General features: G+C 65.6%; 5 protein-coding genes. All 5 read right to left on the bottom strand.

The annotated features are described in order from the left end of the window. The coding region (gene ftsA / locus JWQ89_RS03765; protein ID WP_299638529.1) for a cell division protein FtsA at positions 1-1,107 on the bottom strand (1,107 nt) is incomplete at its 3' end. A gap of 4 nt (positions 1,108-1,111) precedes the next feature. Continuing rightward, complete coding sequence (locus tag JWQ89_RS03760) at positions 1,112-2,074, bottom strand: cell division protein FtsQ/DivIB (RefSeq protein WP_299638527.1); 963 nt, start codon at positions 2,072-2,074, stop codon at positions 1,112-1,114. Further along, the gene (locus JWQ89_RS03755) at positions 2,062-2,982 is read right to left on the bottom strand and encodes a D-alanine--D-alanine ligase (RefSeq protein ID WP_299638525.1); all 921 of its coding nucleotides are present in this window, start codon (positions 2,980-2,982) and stop codon (positions 2,062-2,064) included. Before JWQ89_RS03755 ends, JWQ89_RS03760 begins: the two co-directional genes overlap by 13 nt. A gap of 192 nt (positions 2,983-3,174) precedes the next feature. Further along, positions 3,175-4,152, bottom strand: a complete 978-nt coding sequence (gene murB, locus JWQ89_RS03750; protein ID WP_299638524.1) for a UDP-N-acetylmuramate dehydrogenase — start codon at positions 4,150-4,152, stop codon at positions 3,175-3,177. Further along, positions 4,149-5,171, bottom strand: a 1,023-nt coding sequence (murC, locus tag JWQ89_RS03745; RefSeq protein WP_299638523.1) for a UDP-N-acetylmuramate--L-alanine ligase, incomplete at its 5' end; no start/stop codon positions are given. The genes murC and murB, both read right to left, overlap by 4 nt.

Here is a 5,171-nt window from a genome sequence, read left to right as displayed (position 1 = left end):
GAGCACGCGGCGGGCAACTTCCGGCAGCCCGGTTAGCTCGCTTGCCCCGCCGGTGAGGACGAATCGGCGACCGCAGATATCCATCATGCCGGTCGCCTGCATGCGGTCCTTGATCGCGGTAAGGACTTCCTCCACACGCGGCCGGATGATGCGGGTGATGTGCGAGCGGGGAATCTGGCCCGGGGCTTCGTCGCGCGTGGCGCCGACCGGAGTGATCGGAATCATGTCGCGCTCGTCGGCCTGGCCGGGCAGCACCGAGCCGTACATGGTCTTCAGCCGCTCGGCATCGGCGATGCCTACCGAGAGCTGGCGCGCGATGTCGAGCGTCAGGTGATGGCCGCCGATGGCGATGGCGTCGGCATAGACCAGCTGGCCTTCGGCGAAGACCGAAACGGTGGTGGTGGCGCCCCCGAAGTCGATGCAGGCGACGCCGAGCGAGCTTTCGTCGTCGACGAGGGTAGCGAGGCCGGAGGCATAGGGCGTTGCCATCAGCGCTTCGATCTGCAGGTGGCAGCGATGCAGCACCAGCTCGACATTGCGCATGGCGAGGGTTTCGGCCGAGATCACCGCGACATCGATCGACAGCTTTTCGCCGACCATGTTCTTGGGATCCTTGATGCCCTTCTGGCCATCGAGCGAGTAGCCGATGGGGAGCGCGTGGATGATCGAGCGCTCCGGACGGACGGAACGGTCGTTGACGGCGCGCAGCACGCGCTGGATGTCGGCGCGTTCCACTTCCTGGCCGCCGAGGTTGACGCCGGCGGAGAAGGTCTCCGAACCGAGACGCCCGGCGGTAACGTTGACGATTACCGACTGGACGGTGAGGCCCGCGGCGCGCTCGGCGATGCCGACGACAGTGCGGACGGCCTGCTCGGCCTTGTCGAGATCGGTGATGACACCGCTCTTGATGCCCGAGGACGGGCCATAGCCGAAGCCGATGACTTCGACATTGTGGGTGCGGCCGCGCAGCGACTTGCCCTCGGCGCGCGGCACGAGACGGGCGATGACGCAGCAGATCTTGGTCGAGCCGATATCGAGCACGGTCACCAGCGAGGTGCGACCCGGCTGTACTGGCTTCAGACGCGCGGTCAGGGCTTCGGTCATCATGGTCTTACTGGGTCCCGGCTTCGGCTTTGCGTTCGGTCGGGGTCTCGTATTCGGACGAGCCCTTGGCCTCGTGCTTGGATTTCTTCTTGTCCTGCGCGAGCTCGGCGGCCGCGAGTTCACCCGGCTTGAGGGTGACGAGGCCGGGGACGCGCAGGTCGATCAGCGTCACGTCGCGATCGAGCAGTGCATAGTCGCGCTGGTAGGTCTCGAGCCGGTCCAGCGCCTGCGCCACGCCGCTCTCGGGCAGTTGGACGCGGAGGCCGTTGCGATAGATGAGATCCCAGCGGCGGTCGCCGATGCGGCTCAGCGCGGCGAGCTGCTCCTTGAGCTTCTCGTGACGGGCAAGCACGCGCACCATGGTGACGGCATCGTCGGCCGCCCCCTCGCCGATCACCAGCGGCAGGTCGGTGTAGGAACTGATGTCGGTGCCGATCTTTTTTCCGGAGTCGTCGATGAGCCAGGTGGTATCGCCGACACGCCAGCGCGCCACCGGCACCTTCTCGACGATCGAGACAATGACCTTGTTCGGATACACCTTGCGCACTGTCGCGGATTCCACCGCGCGCAGCCACTGGAGCCGTCCCTGCGCCTTCTGGGCGTCGAAGGTAAGGGTCGAGTTGCCGGCGCCGACCGTCAGCAGGGTGATGATATCCTTGTCGTCGGTGAGGGTCTGGCCGCTGATCTCGATGGCGTCGATGCCGAAACCGACTTCGGCGAATTCGCCCTGCACCAACCGGTAGACCGTTAGCCCGGCCGATCCGATCGCGTCGCGCGCTTCGAACGCGCCGACGATGAACAGCAGCGCAAGGATGGCGCCCGCGGCGCGCACGATCAGGTGCTTGTGCAGCACCCAGACGTGGTTGGCCTTGACCAGCGCACGCCGGCCGGAGCGGGATATCGGAACGGGGAGGTAGCGCGGATCGACAGGCTGGGCGTTGGCGAAACTCTTTGCCCCTACCTGTTGCAACTCGCATCCTCCACCATCCAGGCAACCAGTTCCTCGAACGAATGGCCCGCATGGAGGGCCTGTTCGGGAACCAGCGACGTTTCGGTCATGCCTGGCTGGGTGTTGATCTCGAGGCAGACGAGTTCGCCGTCTGGCCCTGCTTGGTCGTTGTAGCGGAAATCCGTCCGCGATACGCCCCGGCACCCAAGCGCAGCATGCGCCTTGAGGCTCATCTTCTGCACTTTGTCGTAAATTTTCGGTTGAATTTCAGCCGGAACGACGTGGCGGGAGCCACCTTGGGCGTACTTTGCCTCATAATTATAGAAACTGAGGTCGGTGACGATCTCGGTTACGCCCAGCGCAACGTCGCCCATCACCGCGCAGGTAAGTTCACGACCCGGGATATAACGCTCGACCATCACGTCCTCGCCCATCGTCCAGTCCTCGCGCAGCAGTTCCTGCGGCGGGTGGCTCTGGTCGGCCTTGACGATGAACACACCGAAGCTTGAGCCGTCGGCGATGGGCTTGACCACATAGGGCGGCGCCATGACGTGGGCGCGGGCGACTTCGGCGCGGTTGGCGACCACATGGTCGGTGACCGGAATGCCAGCCGCCTTGAACATGATCTTGGCCTGGTGCTTGTCCATGGCGAGTGCCGAGGCGAGGACGCCGGAATGGGTGTAGGGGATGCGCAGGAACTCGAGCACGCCCTGGATGGTACCGTCCTCGCCGTAGCGGCCGTGGAGCGCGTTGAAGGCGACGTCGGGCTTGAGATCGCGCAGGCGCTCGGCGATGTCGTAGCCGACATCGACCTCGGTGACCTGGTAGCCGCCATTGCGTAGGGCCACGGCGCAGCCGGTGCCGGAGGAGATCGAGACAGGGCGCTCGTTGGAGATGCCGCCCATGAGGACGGCGACGTGCTTGGTCATGGAGTGATCTCTTTAGCGCCGGTGGCTGGGGACCCCCACCCCTGTCCCCTCCCCGCAAGGGGGAGGGAGACGATGGAGCCGAGAGCATTGGCGGTGAGGCTGTGAAGATCGATCGTGAGGGCCTCCCTCCCCGTTTTTAGGGGGAGGGAACAGGGGTGGGGGTCGGCTCGCACCGGAGGTGCGGCGTTCACTCTACACCGCTCCCGTGAACGGTTCGCCGTCCATGAACTCGCGCACTTCGCGGCCGGGCGCGAAGTGGCCCATACGGCGGATTTCCCATTTGAGCTCGATGCCGTGCTTGGCCCGCACCCTCTGGCGCACCATCTCGCCCAGCGTCTCGACGTCGAACGCGTCGGCTTCGCCCAAGTTGAGCAGGAAGTTGGCGTGCAGTTCGCTCATCTGCGCGCCGCCGAAGGTGAGGCCCCTGCCCCCGGCTTCGTCGATCAGCCGCCAGCTCGAATGGCCTTCGGGGTTCTTGAAGGTCGAGCCGCCGGTCTTGGCGCGGGTCGGCTGCGAGCTTTCGCGCTTCTCGGTGATCTCGCGCATCCGGTTGAGAATGTCATCCTTGTCGCCCGGGAACCCCTGGTAGACGGCCGAGGTAAACACGGCGCCGCGCGGGCCTTTGGACTTGCGGTAGTGATAGCCCATGTCGGCATTGGTGAGGGTGACGATCTCGCCCTCGCGGGTGACGGCGCGCAGTTCGACCATGCGCTCGCGCGTCTCGGTGCCGTAGCAGCCGGCGTTCATGTAGAGCGCCCCGCCGATACCGCCGGGAATGCCGCGATAGAAGGTAAGACCATCAATGCCGGCTTCGGCCGCGGCGGTTGCGACCTTGACGTCCGGCAGCGCCGTGCCGACACGAAGCCGGTGGTTTTCGAGGATCTCGATATTGCCAAAACCCTTGGCGCCGAGGCGGATGACCACGCCGTCGAGCCCGCCGTCGCGGATCAAGAGGTTCGAGCCCAGCCCGATGACGGTGAGCCTGATGTCCCGGGGAAGGTTCTTGAGGAACAGCGCCAGGTCCGCCTCGTCGGCTGGCTGGTAGACCAGCTGCGCTGGGCCACCAACGCGGAACCACGTGACCTCACTCAGCGGCTGATTGGCTGCATAGCGGCCACGGATATCGGCCAGCCAGGGAAACTGGGGGATGAGATCGGGCCAGCCGCTCACGCCTCGACCTCCTTGCCGATCAGCGCCCCGAGTTCGGTGGGCAGTGAGGCCGCCCATTGCGTGATGTTGCCGGCGCCGAGGCAGACGACATAGTCGCCCTCGGCGGCGCGCGAGGCGATCAGCGGCGCCAGCGCCTCCGGCCGGTCGATGACGCGCGCGTCGCGATGGCCGCGGGCGCGGATGCGCTGCACCAGTTCCTCGTGCGTCACGCCCTCGATCGGGCTCTCGCCGGCGGCGTAGATCGGCGCGACGATAACGGTATCGGCATCGTTGAAGCAGGTGGCGAACTCGTTGAAGAGGTCGTGGACGCGCGAATAGCGGTGTGGCTGGACCACGGCGATGACATCGCGGCGGGTCGACTGGCGTGCCGCCTTCAGCACGGCGGAAATCTCTACCGGATGGTGGCCGTAATCGTCGATGATGGTGATGCCCCCGACCGTGCCGGTGCGGGTGAAACGGCGCCTAACGCCGGAAAAGCCCTTGAGTCCCTTGCGTATGGCCTCGGCCGGCACCTTGAGCTGGTCGGCGACGGCGATTGCGGCGGTGGCGTTCAGTGCGTTGTGCTCGCCCGGCATGGGCAGCTCGAGGCCCTCGATGCGGAGATGCGTCAGGCGGATGCGGTCGCGGATCTCGACGGCGAAATGGCTGACGCCATCCCTGATCTCGAGATCGACGAGGCGGACGTCGGCCTGCGGATTGGTGCCGTAAGTAATGACGCGGCGGTCGCGGATTTCGCCGACCAGTGCCTGGACTTCGGGATGATCGCGGCACATCACGGCAAAGCCGTAGAACGGCACGTTCTCGACGAAGTTGTGGAACGCCTTCTTGACCCCGGCAAAATCGCCATAGTGATCGAGATGCTCGGGATCGATGTTGGTGACCACGGCGACGTCGGCCGGCAGCTTGACAAAGGTGCCGTCGCTTTCATCGGCCTCGACCACCATCCAGTCGCCTTTGCCGAGGCGGGCATTGGTGCCGTAGGCGTTGATGATACCGCCATTGATCACCGTCGGGTCCAT

Source organism: Devosia sp. (assembly GCF_028290645.1).
Lineage (GTDB): Bacteria > Pseudomonadota > Alphaproteobacteria > Rhizobiales > Devosiaceae > Devosia_A.
Note: the sequence above shows the minus strand (reverse complement) of the source record. Positions and strands in the feature narration are given on the sequence as shown.